Annotated in this window: 16 protein-coding genes; 6 read left to right on the top strand and 10 right to left on the bottom strand. The window is 69.0% G+C overall.

Annotation, left to right across the window (positions count from 1 at the left end; all coding sequences use genetic code 11):
* The 5 genes from HMPREF3121_RS00550 to HMPREF3121_RS00530 form a co-directional block, all read right to left on the bottom strand.
* A partial coding sequence (locus tag HMPREF3121_RS00550; protein WP_070519052.1) for a cell division protein FtsL occupies positions 1-661 on the bottom strand: 661 nt, incomplete at its 3' end.
* Between the two features lie 121 nt (positions 662-782).
* Complete coding sequence (gene rsmH, locus HMPREF3121_RS00545; RefSeq protein ID WP_083291111.1) at positions 783-1931, bottom strand: 16S rRNA (cytosine(1402)-N(4))-methyltransferase RsmH; 1149 nt, start codon at positions 1929-1931, stop codon at positions 783-785.
* A 172-nt stretch (positions 1932-2103) separates the two neighbouring features.
* Positions 2104-2535 carry a division/cell wall cluster transcriptional repressor MraZ gene (mraZ, locus tag HMPREF3121_RS00540; protein ID WP_035124155.1) on the bottom strand — a complete coding sequence of 144 codons (432 nt, stop codon included), beginning with the start codon at positions 2533-2535 and terminating at the stop codon, positions 2104-2106.
* Between the two features lie 736 nt (positions 2536-3271).
* The gene (locus HMPREF3121_RS00535; RefSeq protein WP_070519050.1) at positions 3272-3688 is read right to left on the bottom strand and encodes a DUF3040 domain-containing protein; all 417 of its coding nucleotides are present in this window, start codon (positions 3686-3688) and stop codon (positions 3272-3274) included.
* Positions 3689-3938: 250 nt separating this feature from the next.
* Entirely contained in the window at positions 3939-4358 is a 420-nt protein-coding gene (locus tag HMPREF3121_RS00530; protein WP_141742893.1) for an SAV_6107 family HEPN domain-containing protein, read from the bottom strand.
* 274 nt (positions 4359-4632) lie between these two features.
* On the opposite strand from HMPREF3121_RS00530, the gene HMPREF3121_RS00525 reads away from it, so the two are divergent.
* The gene (locus HMPREF3121_RS00525; protein WP_070519048.1) at positions 4633-5286 is read left to right on the top strand and encodes a GNAT family N-acetyltransferase; all 654 of its coding nucleotides are present in this window, start codon (positions 4633-4635) and stop codon (positions 5284-5286) included.
* Positions 5276-5920, top strand: a complete 645-nt coding sequence (locus tag HMPREF3121_RS00520; protein WP_141742892.1) for an LppM family (lipo)protein — start codon at positions 5276-5278, stop codon at positions 5918-5920. Before HMPREF3121_RS00525 ends, HMPREF3121_RS00520 begins: the two co-directional genes overlap by 11 nt.
* Before the next feature lie 34 nt (positions 5921-5954).
* On the opposite strand, the gene metF is transcribed toward HMPREF3121_RS00520, so the two are convergent.
* Positions 5955-6941, bottom strand: a complete 987-nt coding sequence (metF, locus tag HMPREF3121_RS00515) for a methylenetetrahydrofolate reductase [NAD(P)H] (RefSeq protein ID WP_070519045.1) — start codon at positions 6939-6941, stop codon at positions 5955-5957.
* A gap of 92 nt (positions 6942-7033) precedes the next feature.
* On the opposite strand from metF, the gene HMPREF3121_RS00510 reads away from it, so the two are divergent.
* From HMPREF3121_RS00510 to HMPREF3121_RS00500, 3 genes are all read left to right on the top strand, one after another.
* Entirely contained in the window at positions 7034-8158 is a 1125-nt protein-coding gene (locus HMPREF3121_RS00510; RefSeq protein ID WP_070519042.1) for a polyprenyl synthetase family protein, read from the top strand.
* A gap of 72 nt (positions 8159-8230) precedes the next feature.
* Positions 8231-9910, top strand: a complete 1680-nt coding sequence (gene crtI, locus HMPREF3121_RS00505) for a phytoene desaturase family protein (RefSeq protein WP_246816018.1) — start codon at positions 8231-8233, stop codon at positions 9908-9910.
* Positions 9907-11502 carry an alpha-(1->6)-mannopyranosyltransferase A gene (locus HMPREF3121_RS00500; RefSeq protein WP_083291108.1) on the top strand — a complete coding sequence of 532 codons (1596 nt, stop codon included), beginning with the start codon at positions 9907-9909 and terminating at the stop codon, positions 11500-11502. The genes crtI and HMPREF3121_RS00500 overlap by 4 nt, the downstream gene beginning before the upstream one ends.
* Positions 11503-11538: 36 nt before the next feature.
* On the opposite strand, the gene HMPREF3121_RS00495 is transcribed toward HMPREF3121_RS00500, so the two are convergent.
* Complete coding sequence (locus tag HMPREF3121_RS00495; RefSeq protein WP_070519041.1) at positions 11539-11904, bottom strand: Rv2175c family DNA-binding protein; 366 nt, start codon at positions 11902-11904, stop codon at positions 11539-11541.
* Between the two features lie 102 nt (positions 11905-12006).
* Here HMPREF3121_RS00495 and HMPREF3121_RS00490 point away from each other — a divergent pair, with 102 nt between their 5' ends.
* Positions 12007-14436, top strand: a complete 2430-nt coding sequence (locus tag HMPREF3121_RS00490) for a PASTA domain-containing protein (RefSeq protein ID WP_070519039.1) — start codon at positions 12007-12009, stop codon at positions 14434-14436.
* A 156-nt stretch (positions 14437-14592) separates the two neighbouring features.
* Here HMPREF3121_RS00490 and HMPREF3121_RS00485 read toward each other — a convergent pair whose 3' ends face one another.
* The 3 genes from HMPREF3121_RS00485 to HMPREF3121_RS00475 form a co-directional block, all read right to left on the bottom strand.
* Entirely contained in the window at positions 14593-15981 is a 1389-nt protein-coding gene (locus tag HMPREF3121_RS00485) for a class II 3-deoxy-7-phosphoheptulonate synthase (protein WP_070519037.1), read from the bottom strand.
* 35 nt (positions 15982-16016) lie between these two features.
* Positions 16017-16508: a polyadenylate-specific 3'-exoribonuclease AS gene (locus HMPREF3121_RS00480; RefSeq protein ID WP_035124188.1), complete on the bottom strand. Its 492-nt coding sequence runs from the start codon at positions 16506-16508 to the stop codon at positions 16017-16019.
* Positions 16509-16615: 107 nt separating this feature from the next.
* Positions 16616-17374 carry a lysophospholipid acyltransferase family protein gene (locus HMPREF3121_RS00475; protein WP_070519036.1) on the bottom strand — a complete coding sequence of 253 codons (759 nt, stop codon included), beginning with the start codon at positions 17372-17374 and terminating at the stop codon, positions 16616-16618.
* Positions 17375-17398 lie beyond the last annotated feature (24 nt).

The raw sequence follows: 17398 nt of genomic DNA, 5'->3' as shown, positions 1-17398 counted from the left end.
CCGGGGCGGGGGCGGGAGCCGGGGCGTACGGGGCCTGGGCGGGCAGCTGCGGGGCCGCCGGGCTGGCCTCCTGGACGGCCGGGGCCTGCATGCCCGGGACGTATTCGGTCTCGGCGGGGTCCGAGGTCGGGGCATCGGGGCGCTCGGCCGCACCGTTGATGTCGACGATGCGCTGGTGCTCCGGGTCACCCGGACGCACCTCGTGGACCGCGCCATCCTCGCCGACGACGAGGATCGCCGGCTGTTCGACGTTGACCATGCCCATCTCGGTGGCGCGACGGGCGATTTCCGCGGTGGACCGCTGGAACTCGACGTCGCGCTCGAGGACGGAGATGCCGTCGCGCAGACGCTGCTCTTCCTTGCGGGCCGCGTTGAGTTCGAAGGACTGGGAGGTGGACAGGCCGGAGAGCACCATCGCGAGGATGATGCCCAGCACGACCACCATGATCGAACCGGCGGCGAAGCGGACGGTGGAACGGTCCTCCGTCGTGTTCGTCAGGCGGCGTCCCCTGAGGGAGACGACCTGCCGGGAACCGGTGCGCCCCCGGTACGCCGACCTGCGGCCCTTGTTTCGGCGGTGCGGGGCGGGGGCGGCCGGCGAGTGGACGCGGCCACGCCCGATCGTGCGGGTGGGGGCGTCGTCCGTGATGGTGGCTGCCATGGCTTCTCCCGTGGTCTACGCCGCAAGCGGCGGGTCGGTGGTGGTGAGTGGGGGGGCTGGGGGTGCTGTTATTCGGTTGTCGCCTTGTGGTGGTGGCCGCCGAGGGCTTTCCCGACTTCCGTCAATCCGGCCTGACGCGTTCGATGCATCGCACGCGCACCGGTGCGGCACGCGGGTTGTCCGCTATCTCCGCTGCGTCCGCCTTTTCGGCGCCGCGGGTGACCAACCGGAACTTGGGCTCGTGACCCGGAAGCTCCATCGGCAGCCCGGCCGGCGTCGTGGACTTCACGCGTTCGGCGAAATCACGCTTGACCAGGCGGTCCTCGAGGCTCTGGTAGCTCATGAACACCGCCCGGCCACCGACGGCAAGTCCCTCGCACGCCATGGGCAGGACGTTTTCCAGCGCCTCGAGCTCCCGATTGACTTCCACGCGCAGCGCCTGGAACGTGCGCTTCGCGGGATGCCCTCCCGTTCGGCGGGATGCCGCGGGGATGGCGTCGTAAAGCAACTCCACGAGACGGCCCGACGTGGTGAACGGCTCCTTCTCGCGTTCCCTCAGCACGGCCGCGGCGATTCGGCCCGCGAAACGCTCGTCGCCGTACGTCGAGAGGATCCGCGCCAGATCACCGTGCGAGTACCCGTTGAGGACGTCCGCCGCGGTCGGGCCCGTGGTGGGGTCCATCCGCATGTCCAGCGGCGCGTCGACGCGGTACGCGAAACCACGGTCGACCTGGTCGAGCTGCATGGAGGACACGCCGAGATCGAACAACGCGCCGGCAAGACCGACCTCGCGGGCCAGCGCGATGGCCGGGGCGTCCGGGTCGAGATTGCCGGAATCCTCCGGGTCGAAACCCGGGACCGCGACGGCGCCGTCGATGCCGATGACGTCCGCGAGTCCGTCGAACCGCGTCTGGACGCCGACGAACCGATCGCCGAAACGAGCCAGCCGCTCACGCGCCGACGTCAGCGCGGCGGCATCCCTGTCCAGGCCGATGAGGTGCAGGCCGGGGAACGTCTCCAGCAGGTGCTCCGCATGACCGCCGGCGCCGAGGGTGCCGTCGACGACGACGGCGCCGGTCCCGTCCGGGGAGCCAACGCCGGTGATGCCTGGTTCGAGGAGCTCGGTGACCCGATGCAGGAGGACGGGCACGTGGCCGTGCTCGCCGGATTTGCGGTCGCCGGGAGTCGATGCGGTGGCCGCTGCCGAGGCACTTTCCGGCACAACTTCAGCACCGTTGGCCACTCCAGTCACATCGTTGACATCGGTCATCGGCACTCCCTCCGGAAGAATCGCAATCGGTTTCGTTTACCTCGCTCGGCGTCATCCGCGGGGCGCGTGCACAGGGCCCTGCCCGAACCGGACCTGGTATCGGGGAAGTACACCAGGGTCGGTTCGGACAGAGTCCTTGCGGACGCTCCCGTCCCGGGCGGCGCGGCGAGTCCTACAGAACCCCGAACAGCGAATCGTCTTCGCCGTCGGAGAAGTCCTCTTCGTGCTCCGCCTGGTAGGCCTCCCAGGACTGCTTGTCCCAGATCTCCAGAAAATCGATGGATCCGATGACCACGCATTCCTTGGTCAGGCCCGCGTATTTGCGGTGATCCGCCGACAACGTGATGCGCCCCGACCCGTCGGGCCGCTGTTCGTCCGTGCTCGCCGCCAGGTTGCGGATGAAGGCGCGGGCCCGGGTGTTGGTCCGGGATGCCTTCGTCGCGCGCTGTGCGAGCTGGATGAACTCGTCCTTGGGGTAGACGGCCAGCGAGTGGTCCTGCCCCTTGGTCACCATCAACCCGCCGGCGAGTTCGTCGCGGAACTTCGCCGGGAGCGTCAGGCGACCTTTGTCGTCCAGCTTCGGGGTGTAGGTGCCGAGGAACATGTCGTTTCCGGCTCCTCTCCCCTTGTCCGGCCGACGCGGTGGCGCCGCATCTCGTCATCTCATCGGTATTCGTCTTTTTTCTGCGATGTCGGTCGACCTCTCCAACATCACGGCCCACAGTACCCCACTTTGCCCCACAAGCAACACCTTCCGCCCCACTTTCCTGCGGTTTTTCAGCGCCTTTAACCTGTCAACCTGCATATTCGCAGGTGGAGCGTCCGCCCGTGCGCAGTGTCACGCAGCATGCTTGACGACGATTTCCACCGACCGGCGCGTCGCCTTCAAGTGCCGCAGGTCACACACCAAGGGGCGTGAGCAAAAGCGGAGGATCCGGGCGCGAACTGGCGAAATACAGCCTTCAAACAGGCCAAATGCAGGACCCATCGCGGATTCTCCCCTTTTTCGCCCCACGCGCCAATGCCCACCATCCCCCTCCCGGCAATGGCCAACGAAACGCCAGTGGGGCGAAGTGGGTGGCCGCGGTGGGGCGAAGTGGGGCGCTGCGGTGGAGCGGAGTGGTTAATGCGACGGATTGGAGTGGGACGCGGCAGCGGAGCGGTATCGGTCGCCGCGGCTGAGCCTCGTGGCGCACGAAAAAGGCCCCCTCATGGCGAGGGGGCCGGATGGCGGGTTATGCCGACGTGAGTCGTTGGATTACGCCGACGTGCATACGCCGACGCACACGGCCCGAACCCGCGAACCACGGCGCGGGATGGCGTTCCTTCGGGCTGGTTCGTCAGCGGTCCTGGAAGCGGCCGCGGAAGCGGTCTTCCATGCCGCCGCCTGCGGGTCCCTGGCGGCGGGGCTTCTTGGCGCCGGATCCGCGGGAACCGCCGACGCCGACGGACACGAGGGGGGAGCCGTCACCCGATCCGGTCAACGCCCACACGCCGGCGCCGAACATGGCCAAGAATCCGATGATGCTCAGCGCCAGGAACCACAGGCTGGTGGTCGCCAACGCCATGCCGCCAACGAGAAGCAGCAGACCGACGCCGATGATGGCGATGACCCGGGGCGAGAATCCGCGCGGCGCGCCACCGTGTTCGAACCCCATGGATTTTCCGGACATCGTGGAGCCGAACTTCGGATCCTCTGCATACAGCGCCGATTCGATCTCGGCCAGCATCCTCTGTTCCTGCTCGGAAAGTCCCATGGGTTTCCTCCCCTGACTCACGGTCGGGCTACTCGTACTTCACATCATCCACGCCCCCCGGCGGCGACACCTGCCACCGCCGACGGCGAACGCTCTATGGGGTTCAACGGCCGACGCGCCTCTTTTGTTCCCGAACCTGCCCCCGCATTCCACGTGACCGGCCGGGGGCCGGAAGAAATTCCGACGGGTGTCGCCCGTAGGGCCAGTGTACGCACGTCTCCCCCAGACAAACCACCGCTTTCCCACATGATCAGGCGACGTCGGGAAGCATTCCGAAATCGGCCTCCACCTCGGCGAGAAAATCGGTGGCCAGAGCCTGCACTCGCCGGGCCTCCAATTCATCGACGCCACGGGCCAGCCCGATGCGCACATCCTCCCATCGCGGCGTCAGAGCCTCGAACCGCGCGGCCCACGGCGCGTACGCCGGAGCGTGCCTGCGCACCCGCGCCCAGGCTCCGTTGTCCGACTTGCGTCGCCGACCGGGCTTCTCGGCGATCACCGCACCGGCCACCCGCAGCGCCGCCTGGTACGACAGGTCCAGTCGGTCAGCCGGCGACGCGGTCTTGGCCTGCGCGAGCAGCGAGTCCGCCCGCCCGAGGAAGGAAACGGCCTGAGCGGACAGCCCCGACGGCGCCACCACCGCACTCCTCCCCTGTTCCACGCGTGCCATTGGTCTTCTCCTTTCCTTCCATGTCCATCGCCTCGTCCGACGCACCACCACAGGCATCGGCGAAGCTCCAATCATTCGTTCGATGGGTTCCGCACCACCGGCCCACCATCGCCTCCGCGACACCCCGAACAGCAAGAGCCTCCCCGGATTCCCCTTCAGAATATTCGAACACCCATTCGCACGCAAGGTTCGTTTACGCGCCCGAACACCGACTTTTCGCCGCGCCGCTGGCAACCCCGGTTAAGCTGTACGGGTGCGATACAGCGTCCTCCCCATGCCGGAACGGATTTTCCGGCTTCGGCTTCATGAGGCCGTCTCCCTTTACGTCGAAGCGATGGGCTATGACCCGTCGATCGTCGACTCGCGCGTTCGGGCGTGGGCGTTCGCCCGCCACGAGCCGGGGTGGGCGGCGGTGGCCGCAGTGGCGCATCCGGAGGACGTCTCCCCGCATGTGGCGTTGACCGACGTCTCTTTTCCTTTGGTCGGCGTCGCCTACTGCCAGTCGGGTACGCCGACGCAGTGGTGGCATGTCCAGGTTCGTGCGGGGATGGCGGAGCGCCGCACTCCCCTTCACGTCGTGTCGGACACGTTGACCGATTACGTGGAGTTGGCCGAAATTCACGTCGATCCGCGGCATCAAGGTGCCGGCCTCGGCGAACGCCTCATCCGCGAGCTCATGCACGGTCGTCGGGAGCGCCGTGTTCTCCTGTCGACTCCCGAGGTTCCCGCCGAGGCCAACCGTGCCTGGCGTCTGTACCGGCGCCTGGGTTTCGGCGATGTGCTGCGTCATTTCCATTTCGCGGGCGATTCGCGCCCCTTCGCGGTGCTCGGTGCCCCGCTTCCCTTGACCGCGGATGATTCGCTTGACGACGCCGCCGCCCCTGCGTCCACCCGACCGGAGGGAAGGAGTCCCCACGATGACCGCTGAGGGACTTCGTCGCCGGTTCATGGCACTGTTGGCGGTGATCGTGCCGGTGTTCGCGTTGGCGGGATGTTTCACCGCCGATGCTGCGGTGACCATTTCGGGGTCCGACCGCGTCAACGGCACCGTGCATGTGGCGATGCCGCAGAACGCGACGTCGCGGGAGAATCTCTGGGAGATTCCGGAGAACTTCGGTGATGCCGTGACCGTGGAGACGGGCCACTCCGGCGACAGTCGCACCGCGACGTACACGCTGCGCGATCTCACGTTCGATGAGGTGCACGACCTCGTCGGTTCCGCGGCGGGCGACGCGATCGATCTCGAGCTCGAGCGCGTCGGCGGCAATCAGGTGTCGTTGAACGGCAAGGCCTCGCTGACCCGTTTCCCCGGTTCCCGGGTGACGTTGGCCATCGCGTTCCCCGCGCCGGTGACCGGCACGAACGGCACGGTCGACGGCGGGCACACGGTGCGCTGGACCATGGAGGGCGGACGCGACTCGACGTTTTGGGCGACGTCCCCGGCGGGCAGCACCGACCGTGACCAGCTGCTGTTGTGGGTCGGTTTGACCACCGCCGCAGGCATCCTCGCCGCCTTGTTGGTGGTTTTGTGGGCGCGCCGCGACCACGACATGCGCGACTGATCAGCGCTCCACCCGCCGACTCCCCAACTGACGGTCAGAAACCGCCCCGGACCATGTCCTGCCCGGTTCCCCACGCCGGCGCCATGCCGAGGTTGTGCAGGACCTCTTGGGTGGCGCGGGCGAAGTTGAGGGTCATGAAGTGGATGCCGGGCACGCCCTCGGAAATGAGGCGCTCGGCCATTTCGGTGGTGACCTCGATGCCCACCTTTCGGATCTCGTCGCGGTTGGCTTCCTCGTCGCCGGCCGCCGCACGCGTCAGACGCTCGTCGAGGGCAGGCGGCAGCGCCGAACCGGACAGCTCCAGCTGACGACGCACCGACCGCATCGACGTGATCGGCATGAGCCCCGGAATGATCGGCTTCGCGCCGTGTTCCGGGTCCGCCGCCACGAGACGGTCGCGCAACCGCAGGTAGTGGTCGACGTCGAAGAACATCTGGGTGATCGAGTACTCCGCGCCGGCACGCAGCTTCGCCAGCGTGTAGCGGGTGTCGGACTCCAGGTCGGGCGCACGGAAATGGCCCTCCGGGAAGGAGGCGATGCCGATTTCGAAATCGGCGAATTCCTCCTCGTCGCGGATCAGCTCGATGAGTTCCGAGGCGTACTGCAGACCATCCGGGGTCGGCGTCCAGTCGCCCAGCGGGTCGCCCGGCGGGTCCCCGCGCAGGACCAGCAGGTTGGTCAGGCCGCGTTCGAGGTACGCGCGCAGGATCTGCCGCAGCTCCGGAACGGAGTGTCCGACCAGCGTCAGGTGCACCAACGTGGTCAACGGCTCGCGGGAAACGCGTTCGGCGATGCGCAGCGTGCGGTCTCGGGAGGAACCGCCCGCACCGTACGTCACCGAAGCGAACGACGCCCCCAGGTCGTGGAAGGCCTCCGCGGCGCGCAGGAGTCGTTCTTCCGCCGCGTCATCCCGCGGCGGCATGAACTCGACGGAGAACGGGATCGGGCCGGGGCTCGGCAGGGTCAACGCATGGCGGATCGGAACCTGGCGGCCCACCGCCGGTGGCGGGAATTCGGACATGACCGGTTATCTTATGGGGAGAATGCCAGACGTGGCCGACCCGGGTCTCGTGTGGCGACGAATACAGGCGAATGCACCCGAAAGGTGGCGTAATGGCCGACTCTGCGAAGTACCCGGTGATCGACCCCGGAATGTCCCCCCGCGACGTCCCCGCCGCGGTGACCGGAGCGTTGACCGATTTCTTCGACGCCCGGTCGGCGATGGTCGCCGACATCGACGAGGAGTTCTCCCGGGTCATCGGTGCGCTGAGCGACTTCACGCTGCTCGGCGGCAAGCGGGTGCGGCCCGCCTTCGCCTGGGCCGGTTGGCTCGGCGCCGGGGGCGACAGGGGAATGCACGCCGATGTCGAGGACGCCGAGGCGGTGTTCCGGTCGGTGTGCGCGCTGGAGTTCATCCAGGCCTGCGCGCTGATCCACGACGACATCATCGACGCCTCCGACACTCGCCGCGGCAATCCGACGGTGCACAAGATTTTCGAGGCACGCCACAGAGACAACGGCTGGCGCGGCGACGCCGTCCACTACGGCCATTCGGTGGCGATCCTGGCCGGCGACATCGCCCTGGCCTGGGCCGACGACATGTTCCACGGGTCGGGTCTGACCGATGCCGCCCGCAATCGGGCCCGCGAGCCGTGGTGGCGCATGCGCACGGAGGTGTTGGGCGGCCAGCTGCTCGACATCACGGCGGAAGCGTCCGGCGATTCGCGCGTGGGCGTCGCGGAGAAGGTCAACCGCTACAAGACCGCCGCCTACACCATCGAGCGTCCCCTGCACATCGGTGCGGCCATCGCCGGCGCCGGCGACGACATCGTCGACGCCTACCGCGAGTTCGGCATGGACATCGGCATCGCCTTCCAGCTTCGCGACGACCAGCTCGGCGTGTTCGGCGACCCCGAGGTCACCGGAAAGCCGGCGGGCGACGATCTGCGCGAGGGCAAGCGCACGGTGCTGGTGGCCACCGCCCTGGAACGTCTGCGCGTCACCGATCCGGACGGCGCGCATCATCTGGACGAGAAGCTCGGCCGGGTCGACGGTCTCGACGACGTCGCCGAACTGCGGGATCTCATCCACGCTTCGGGTGCCGACGAGCAGATCGAGCTCGAGATCGACCGTCTGACCCGCCGTGGCCTGGAGGCCCTGGAGTCCGCGCCGATCGTCGAGGAACAGCGGGAGCGTCTGGCCGACATGGGCCGCCGCGCCACCGCCCGGGCCTGGTAGTCCCCGGCCCCGCCGGCCCCCGCCGGGTCACCCGCCCGGATCATCCGCCACAGACATCGAGGTCGAACCCCCTTGCAGAATCCCGCCCCCGCCTTCATGAAGTTCCTGCCGCTGTCGCCGGTGCCGGGCCCCCGGCGCCGCGTCCCCGCCGGTGATGGAGGACGGGAGCGGGACATCGTCGTCATCGGCGCGGGCCTGGCCGGGCTGACCGCCGCGCTGCATCTGACGGGTGCGGGCCACCGCGTCACGGTCGTCGATTCGGCCGACCATGTCGGCGGTCGTTGCGCCACCGAGGAGGTTCGGGTGCCCGGCGCGGGCGTGACCGTGCGCACCGACACGGGCGCCACGGTGTGGACGATGCCCCAGCTGGTCGAGTCGGCGCTGTCGGCCGTCGGCAAGCGGATCTCCGACGTGGACCCGGCGTTCCGGGTCGAACGCCTGGCCCCCGCCTACCATGCGATGTTCCACGATGGCCGGGCGCTGGACGTCTACGGCGACGCTTCCCGCATGGCCGCCGAGATCGCCCGGTTCGCGGAGGCAGGCGGCGATGATCCCGCCCCGCGCGTCGAGGGGTATCACCGGTTGCGCGAGTGGTTGGCGGAGATGTTCGCGTCGGCGTATCCGCATTTCATGGCGGCGAGTTTCGATTCTCCGCTGGACATGGTCGGTGATTCCGGCACGGCGGGCGATTTGGGGCATCTGCTTCAGCTCGGGGCGTTCGGTTCGTTGGGCGGCCGGGTGGAGTCGCTGCTCGGCGATGAGCTGTTGGCCCGCGTGTTCAGTTTCCAGGCCCTGTACGCAGGCGTTGCGCCGAAGAGCGCGCGGGCGGTGTACGGCTGCATCGCGCACATGGATACGTCGATGGGCGTCTTCTACCCCACCGCGTCGCGCACGGGGTCGGGCATGGGTGCGATCGCCGAGGTCATGGCGGAGGCTTTCGTCGGTGCGGGCGGCACGTTGCGTCTGTCCGCTCCGGTGACGGGTCTTGCGGTCGACGGTCGCGGCCGCGGCGTCACCGCGGTGGAATGCGGCGACGAGTCCCTGCCCTGCGACGGCATCGTCGCCACCGTCGATCTTCCGGTCGTGAAGGGTTGGCTTGACGACGCCGGCGCTCCGGCCAAGAAGCGGATCATCCCGACGAGGTCATCTCCGTCGGCGATGGTCGCCCACGGTGCCGCGCCGGTGGAGGTGACGAGGAAGTGGCCCGATCGGCATCATCTGATCTCCTTCGGCGAGGCGTGGGACGACACGTTCCGCCAGATTTCCTCGCCGCGCGGCGGTTCCCTCATGTCGGATCCGTCGTTGCTGGTCACCCGCCCCGCCGTCACGTGCCCCGACCGCATCGTCGTCGACGCCGAGGGCCGGGAGTGGGAGCCGGTCAGCGTCCTCGCGCCGTGCCCGAATCTGGCGTCGGCCGACGTCGACTGGGATCTCGTCGGCCCCGCGCACCTGGCGGAGGTCACCGCCGTCCTGGAGGACCGGGGGTTGACGGGCATCTCCGAGCGCTGGTCCGTCGGGCGACTCGACACCCCGGCGACCTGGGCCGAGCAGGGCATGATCGACGGCAGCCCGTTCGGGTTGGCGCACCTGTTCCGCCAGACCGGGCCGTTCCGTCCCCGCAATCTTTCCCCGCGCCTGCCGTCGAACCTCGTGTTGGCGGGGTCCACGACGGTGCCGGGCGTGGGCGTGCCCACCGTCATGCTCTCCGGCGCTCTGGCCGCCGATCGATTCACGGGAGGTGCGGTCCGGTGACCGCCGACGCCGCAACCACGTCCACGCCGTCTCCGGACACCGCACCGGCCGTCGGAAAGCCCGAAGCCGCACCCTCCACCCGCGACCGTTGGTGGACCGACTCCGCAAAGCTCGGCTTCGTCGGCGCGCTGTTCGTGGCCCTGGGTTCCTACGGCGCCGGCGCGACCCGCTACCGCGGCGGCATCGTCGACGCGCTGGGCCTGGGGTGGATCACCTACGGGCATGGTTTCGCGCTGTTCGAGATCTTCATCTGGGTCGGCGTCGTCGGCATCCTCGCCGCCTGGCTGCTCGCCGGCCGCCGGCTCATCTTCGACCGCCCCGCCCCCGCCGTCGACCGTCTGCGCACGCTGAACCGGTCGCTGCTGTGGTGGCTCATCCCCCTGTCGGTGTCGGCCCCGGTTTTCTCGCGCGACATCTACTCGTACCTCATGCAGGGCGCGATGATGCGCGACGGCTTCGACCCGTACAGCGAAGGCGCGGCGGTCAACCCCGGCCCCATGCTGCTGGAGGTCTCCGCCGACTGGCGCAACACCACCACCCCGTACGGCCCGCTGCATTTGGGCATCAACGAGGTGATCACCCGCATCGTCGGCGACAACATCACCGTCGGCATCGTGCTGTTCCGCATCCTGTGCGTGCTGGGGTTCCTGGCCATCGTGTGGTCGGTGCCGCGCATCGCTGTGAAGCTCGGCGGCGATCCGGCGTCGGCGCAGTGGCTGGGCGTGCTCAATCCCCTGGTGCTGCTGCACCTGGTGGCGGGTCTGCACAACGAGTCGATCATGGTCGGCCTGGTGTCGCTGGCGTTGGCGGCGGGACTGATGATGCCCCGCCTGCGCGGCGCGGTCGTCGCGGCCCTGCTCATCGGCGTGGCGGTGTCGTTGAAGGCGACGGCCGTCATCGCGCTGCCGTTTCTGGTGTGGATCGCAGTCACCCGCGGCGGCGAGCTGGCCGACTGGTCCGCCGTCTTCCGCCGAGTGCCGTCGTTGCTGGGCTACGGCATCGGCATGTCCGCGCTCATGGTCGGCGCATTGACGGCGGTGACGTGGCTGACGGGTTCGACGTGGGGTTGGCTGACGGAGATCAGCGGCAACACGAAGGTGATCAACCCCCTGGCCGCGCCGTCGGCGGTGGCGGGCGCCATCGCGGCGGTGATGGCGTGGATCGACGACACGGTGGTGTTCAACTCCATCGTCGCCGTGACGCGTCGGGTGTCGTCGGTGATCATGGTCGTCGGTCTGGTGGCGTGCTGGTTCGTCTTCCGCCAGAATCCGCGCCGCAACGTCGCCGGCATGGTCGCGGCCTACGGCGTGGCCGTGGTGTTCAACGCGGTGGCCCTGCCCTGGTACTACGCCAGCCTGCTCACGCCGATCGGCACGTTCCGGCCGCCGCGGTGGCTGGTCCAGGGCACGGTGGTGGCCACGCTGATTCTGTGCCTGTCGTTTTCCGGCGGCGGCAACAACCGCTTTTACGACGTGCCGTGGATGATCGTCATCACCGTCGCCGCGTGGTTCGCCCTGCGGTGGCTGGTCAACGGCGACGTCCGCCGGGCGGTGCGGTGGCGGGGGTCGCTTGACGACGACCCGCCGCGGTGACTCCGCCGTCCGGATGATTTAAGCCGTCCGGGTGGTTTAAAACGCCATCGCCTGGGCGCGGCGGATGACCTCGCGCGCCAGGTGTCCGTGCAACGCGTCGATGGGGCGGCCGGGCAGCGACTCGTCTTCGGTCCACAGCCACGTCAACGCCTCGTGGGGGCGGAAGCCGCCGTCGGAGAGAACGGCCAGGGCGCCCGCGGCGAACTTGTTGACGCCGTCGTCGTCGAGAAGCAGCGCCGGCACCCGGGGCACTCCGCCGCGGTCGACGGCCACGAGCTTGCCCTCCTGCAGCATCGCGTGGACGCGGGTCACCGGCACGCCGAGTCGGTCGGCGACGTCGGGGACGACCAGGGTCTCTTCGTCGGCGGGCAGGACATCGGGGCACGTGGGGATCTTTCTCACGCCGCAACCTTACCGCGCCCGGCGGCGACGTCCGACCGCGTTGGCACCGGCGCGCGGCGGTCGGTCATACTGGTGGGCGTCACATGGGAGGAGAAGGGGCTTATGGCTGAAGTGAGCGAGGGCGACGTCCTCGACGGCCGGTACCGCATCGGTCCGCTCATCGCACGCGGCGGCATGAGTTCCGTGCACCGGGCAACGGATCTGCGGCTGGGCCGGGACGTCGCCGCGAAGGTGATGGACCCCCGATTCGTCCACGACGAGTCCTTCCGCACCCGGTTCGAGCGGGAGGCCCGCGCGGTGGCGCGCATGGCCGATGAGTCGCTGGTCAACGTCTACGACCAAGGCCATGACGCCGCGGGGCACGTCTTCTTGATCATGGAGTTGGTCGACGGCGGCACGCTGCGCGAGTTGCTCCGCGAGCGAGGCCCCATGCCCCCGCATGCGGCGGCCGCGGTGCTGGCCCCGGTGTTGCGGGCGTTGTCGTTGGCCCATGACCGGTCGATGGTGCATCGCGACATCAAGCCGGAAAACGTGCTCATCTCCGATTCCGGCAAGGTCAAGCTCGCCGACTTCGGGTTGGTGCGGGCTGCGGCGGATTCGAAGGTGACGTCGAATTCGGTGATCGTCGGCACGGTCGGGTACTTGTCTCCGGAACAGGTCACGGGCGCGGAGATCACCCCGGCGTCCGACGTGTATTCCACGGGCATCTTGCTCTACGAGCTGCTGACGGGGTCGACGCCGTTTTCCGGCGACACGTCCCTGGCGGTGGCCCTGCAGCGCCTGAACAAGGACGTGCCGCCGCCGTCGGAGGCCATCGACGGCGTGCCGCCGGAGTTCGACGAGCTCGTCGCCCGAGCCTGCGCCCGCGAGCCGTCCGCCCGGTTCGCCTCGGCCGCGGAGTTCGCCGCGGAACTGGAGGAGATCGTCGGCGTGCTGGGGCTGCCGCCGTTTCGGGTGCCCGCCCCGGTCGATTCGGCGGCGCACCGCGCGTCCCGGACGAAGGACGACCTCGCGGCGCCGGATCCGGAGGACGTGCGCGGAACCGAGCTTTTCGACGGCCCGCCGGAGCCCGGTTTGTTCGGGCCGCATGCCCATGACCGGATGAACGAAACTCGCCACGACGTTCCGGCCGCTCCCCTGCCGGCACCCGGCATGTTCACCTCCCCCGATGACGGCGACGGCTACGACGACCGTTATGACGAGGAGGGGTACGGCGGCGACCGTCACGACGACCGGTACGCCGACCGGTACGCCGACCGGTACGTCGACGACGAATACCGCGACGAGTACGGCGACGAGGACTTCGCCGACCGTCCCGCCGACGACTGGGCGACTCGCCCCGGCGCCGTCGACGAGTGGGGCGCGCGCCACACCGCCGTCGACGCCGGTGCCATTGAGCGACGCGGTGGACGGGCGGCCACGCCGGACCGTCGTCAAGCACGGGCCCGGGAGGGACGCCAACGCACCCGGACCGGCTTCGCCATCTGGCTCATCATCGCCCTCGTGGCGACCCTGGGCATGGGCCTGGGCGCCTGGTGGCTGGGCTCCGGACGCTACGGCGAAGTGCCGTCGATCTCCGGCATGACCGAACAACAGGCGTCGGCGGCCGTGTCCGACGCCGGATTCGAACCGATATCCCGGCAGCAATACCACGACGTGGTGCCGCAATCGCAGGTCATCGGCACCGAACCGCTCGCCGGGGCACGCGCCGTCAAAGGAGCGCCCGTGACCGTCCTGGTCAGCCTGGGCCGCCCCACCGTGCCCGCGCTGCCCGCCGACCGCTCCCCCTCCCGGTACTCGACGATGCTGCGGGAACGCACCCTCGTCGAAGCCACCGGCGACCCCATGTATTCGGAAACCGTCCCCAAGGGCGCGATCCTCATGACCGACCCCGCCGCCGGGCAAACCGTCGCCACCGGGTCGACCGTCACCGTCCACCTGTCCAAGGGACGCGCCCCCGTCAACGTGCCCGACGTCGTCGGACTGCACATCGACGACGCCCGGGAAGTCATCGAGGACGTCGGCCTGACCGTGGCCGACGTCGTCGAGGAGTTCTCCGACACCCACGACCCCGAAACCGTGCTGTCCGTCAACCCCGAACCCGGCACCGGACTGGAACGCGGCTCCGACGTCACGCTCACCGTCAACAACGGAATCGAAGTCCCCGACGTGGAGGGGATGACGCTCGAAGAGGCCCGCAAACGTCTCAGCGACGCCGGCCTCGTCGTCCGCGACGTCACCCGCACCGAAGACTCGCCCCGCAAGGCCGGCCGGGTCGACTCGACCTCCCCGCAGGGCGGCACCATGGTCGAACCGACCGACACCAGCGTCGACATCGTCGTCTCCGACCGCGTCGAAGTGCCCAACGTCCTCGGCTCGACCATCGGCGACGCCCGCGAACGCCTCGAAGAACGCGGCCTGAAACTGCGGATCAACGGCAACGCCAGCGACGACGACCGCATCTACAGCCAGTCCCCCCGCGCCGGCAGCGACGCCAAACGCGGCGACACCGTCACCGTCCGCGGGTTCTAGAACGGGCGCGTCCGAGCCGACGCCGGGCCCGGACCAGCCGCGGTCCTGCCCCGGGACCCGATCGCGGCGCGGGTTCCGGTCCGAAGCCGAACGCCGGGCCGGCCCCGACTCGATCGACGGGCCGGCCCGGCGCACGGGCGATGGACGGGTTGATCCTTAGTTGCGGAGCATCTCCGCGACCAGGAACGACAGCTCCAGCGACTGCTGGGTGTTCAGGCGCGGATCGCACGCCGAGGCATAGCGGCCCGGCAGGTCGACGTCGGCGATGTCCTGCGCGCCGCCCAGGCACTCGGTGACGTCTTCGCCGGTCAGCTCGATGTGCAGGCCACCCGGGTGGGAGCCGATGGAGCGGTGGACCTCGAAGAAGCCCTGGACCTCGTCGACGATGCGGTCGAAGTGGCGGGTCTTGTAGCCGTTGGACGCGCTGTAGGTGTTGCCGTGCATCGGGTCGCACTGCCAGATGACCTTGTGGCCCGTGGCCTCGACCGCCTCGACGATGGCCGGCAGCACGGTGCGGACCTTGTCGTTGCCCATGCGCGACGTCAGGGTCAGGCGGCCCGGCTCGAACAGCGGATCGAGCTTCTCCACGTAGGCCACCGCCTCCTCCGGCGTGGTCTTCGGGCCGATCTTCACGCCGACTGGGTTGCCGATCAGCGCGGCCAGCGCGACGTGGAAGTCGTCCAGGCCGCGGGTGCGTTCGCCGATCCACAGCTGGTGCGCCGACAGGTTGTACAGCTTTTCGTCGCCGGACTCGTCGTGGGCCAGGCGCAGCATCGCGCGCTCGTAGTCGACGACGAGCGCCTCGTGCGAGCAGTAGATGTCGGCGGTCTGCAGATTGGAGTCGGAGACGCCGCAGGCCTGCATGAAACGCAGGGCGTGGTCGATCTCGCGGGCCAGGTCCTCGTAGCGCGCGCCGGCCGGGGAATTGGTGACGAACTCGCGGTTCCACTCGTGCAGGCGGTGCAGGTCCGCGGTGCCGGAACCGGTCAGGGCGCGGACCAGGTTCATGGCGGCCGAGGCGTTGGCGTAGGCGCGGACCATGCGGGCCGGGTCGTGAACGCGGGCTTCCTCGGAGGCCTCGACGCCGTTGACCATGTCACCGCGGTAGCTCAGAAGCCCCTCGGAATCGCGGTCGGCCGAACGCGGCTTGGCGTACTGGCCGGCAATGCGGGCCATCTTCACCACCGGGGTGGAGGCGCCGTAGGTCAGGACGACCGCCATCTGCAGCAGCGTCTTGATGTTGGCCCGGATGTGGGGCTCGGTGTTGGACTCGAAGGTCTCCGCGCAATCGCCGCCCTGGAGCAGGAAGGCACGGCCCATGGCCACGTCGGCCAGCTCTTCCTTCAACTTGCGCACTTCGGGGGCCACGACGATCGGAGGCACCGATTCCAGAATGCGTCGCACGTTGGCCGCGGCCTTCGGGTCCCACGAGGGCTGCTGCAGCGCGGTGCGGGACAGGGCGTCCTCGAAGCGCTCGCGGATGCCGTCCGGCAGCGGCGGCAGGTCGGGGAGATCGTTCATGGGGAGGTCAATGGTCCAACTCACGCGTGCAATCGTAGCCGACCATGTCAACCTCGCCGTCACCGCGGCGGGCGGACCTTCGCGATCTCACGGAAACGCACGAGGTTGTGGCGGGCATCGGCCAGCGCGTCGTGACGCCCGTCGTCCTGGCGGGGCAGGCGCGGCTCGCCGGCCATTTCCCAGTACTGCTTGAGTTCCCTGGTGAAGCGCGGGATCTTGCGGGGCAGGCGGGTCATGTCGCCCCACAACTGCGCGAAGACGACGTGGTCGTAGGCCCCGACCCACGCCCACAGTTCGGGATCGCCTGCGCCGGGTGCCAGGAGAAAGCGCTCGAGTTCGTCGCGGATCACCGACCGCGGCTTCCACAACGGCGACGACGGATTGGGCAGCTGGCCAAGCACGTTGGCCCGCACCCACGGCCCCGCCGCCCGGGCGTCGAACTCCGAGGAAATCGCGTAATACTCGCGGCCGTCTTCTGCGACGACACCGATGGAGACCAGATCGATCGTCCGGCCGTCCTCGATGAACTCGGTGTCGTAGAAATAGCGCACGACGCCCAGGATAGCCCGGGCGTCGTGGTGGTTCTCCGGCGGGGACCCGCCGTTCGCGGGTCCACCGTCCGAGGGGTCGCCGCCCGCGAAGAGTCGCCGTTCGTCGTTTACAGCGCCGCGGGAACGGCGGGGGTCTCCAGGGGTCCACCCGGCTCGGTGCCCTCCGGGTAGCCGTCGCCACGCGACAGCGAGTCCTTGACGTCGGCGGCGTAGGCGTCGACGTAGGCCTGACCGGACAGCGAATGCAGGGCCTTCATCAAATCGTCGGTGAGGGCGCGGGCGCAGGCGTACTCGTCGCCGCGATCGCCGTAATCGGCCGGGTCCAGCGGATCGCCGATGACGACGCCGACCTTCTTCGGGCGGGGCACCCACGTGCCGATGGGGTTGGCCTTGTTGGTGCCGATCATCGCCACCGGGTACACCTTCACCCCGGTCTGCAGCGCCACGCGGGCCAGGCCGGTCTTGCCCCGGTACAGGCGACCGTCGGGCGAACGAGTGCCCTCCGGGTACATGCCCAGCACGTCACCGCGATCGAGGACCTTCACGGCCGCATCGAGGGCGTCCTGCGCGGCGTCGCCGGACTTGCGGTCGATGGGCACCTGGCCGGTGTTGGCGAAGAAAAACTTCTGGATCCACCCCACCAGGCCGGGCGTGGTGAAGTACTCCATCTTCGCCAGGAACGTCATCTGACGGCGTGCGACCAGCGGGAAGAAGAAGGAATCCATGACCGCCAGGTGATTCGAGGCCATGATCGCGGGCCCCTCGTCGGGGATCTTCTCGCCGCCCTTGTACGTCGGGCGGTTCCACACCCGGAGGAACGGGCCCATGAGCACGTACTTGAAGAACTTGTACCAGGGATTATTCACCCGATCTAATATACAGGGCGTTTC

Origin of the sequence: Corynebacterium sp. HMSC11E11 (assembly GCF_001807025.1) — a bacterium.
In the GTDB taxonomy this organism is placed as follows: domain Bacteria; phylum Actinomycetota; class Actinomycetes; order Mycobacteriales; family Mycobacteriaceae; genus Corynebacterium; species Corynebacterium freneyi.
Note: the sequence above shows the minus strand (reverse complement) of the source record. Positions and strands in the feature narration are given on the sequence as shown.

Coding starts and splice junctions, on each gene's coding strand:
- rsmH (WP_083291111.1), bottom strand. CDS start 1,931: ATGACCGATGTCAACGATGTGACTGGAGTGGCCAACGGTGCTGAAGTT.
- mraZ (WP_035124155.1), bottom strand. CDS start 2,535: ATGTTCCTCGGCACCTACACCCCGAAGCTGGACGACAAAGGTCGCCTG.
- HMPREF3121_RS00535 (WP_070519050.1), bottom strand. CDS start 3,688: ATGGGACTTTCCGAGCAGGAACAGAGGATGCTGGCCGAGATCGAATCG.
- HMPREF3121_RS00530 (WP_141742893.1), bottom strand. CDS start 4,358: ATGGCACGCGTGGAACAGGGGAGGAGTGCGGTGGTGGCGCCGTCGGGG.
- HMPREF3121_RS00525 (WP_070519048.1), top strand. CDS start 4,633: ATGCCGGAACGGATTTTCCGGCTTCGGCTTCATGAGGCCGTCTCCCTT.
- HMPREF3121_RS00520 (WP_141742892.1), top strand. CDS start 5,276: ATGACCGCTGAGGGACTTCGTCGCCGGTTCATGGCACTGTTGGCGGTG.
- metF (WP_070519045.1), bottom strand. CDS start 6,941: ATGTCCGAATTCCCGCCACCGGCGGTGGGCCGCCAGGTTCCGATCCGC.
- HMPREF3121_RS00510 (WP_070519042.1), top strand. CDS start 7,034: ATGGCCGACTCTGCGAAGTACCCGGTGATCGACCCCGGAATGTCCCCC.
- HMPREF3121_RS00490 (WP_070519039.1), top strand. CDS start 12,007: ATGGCTGAAGTGAGCGAGGGCGACGTCCTCGACGGCCGGTACCGCATC.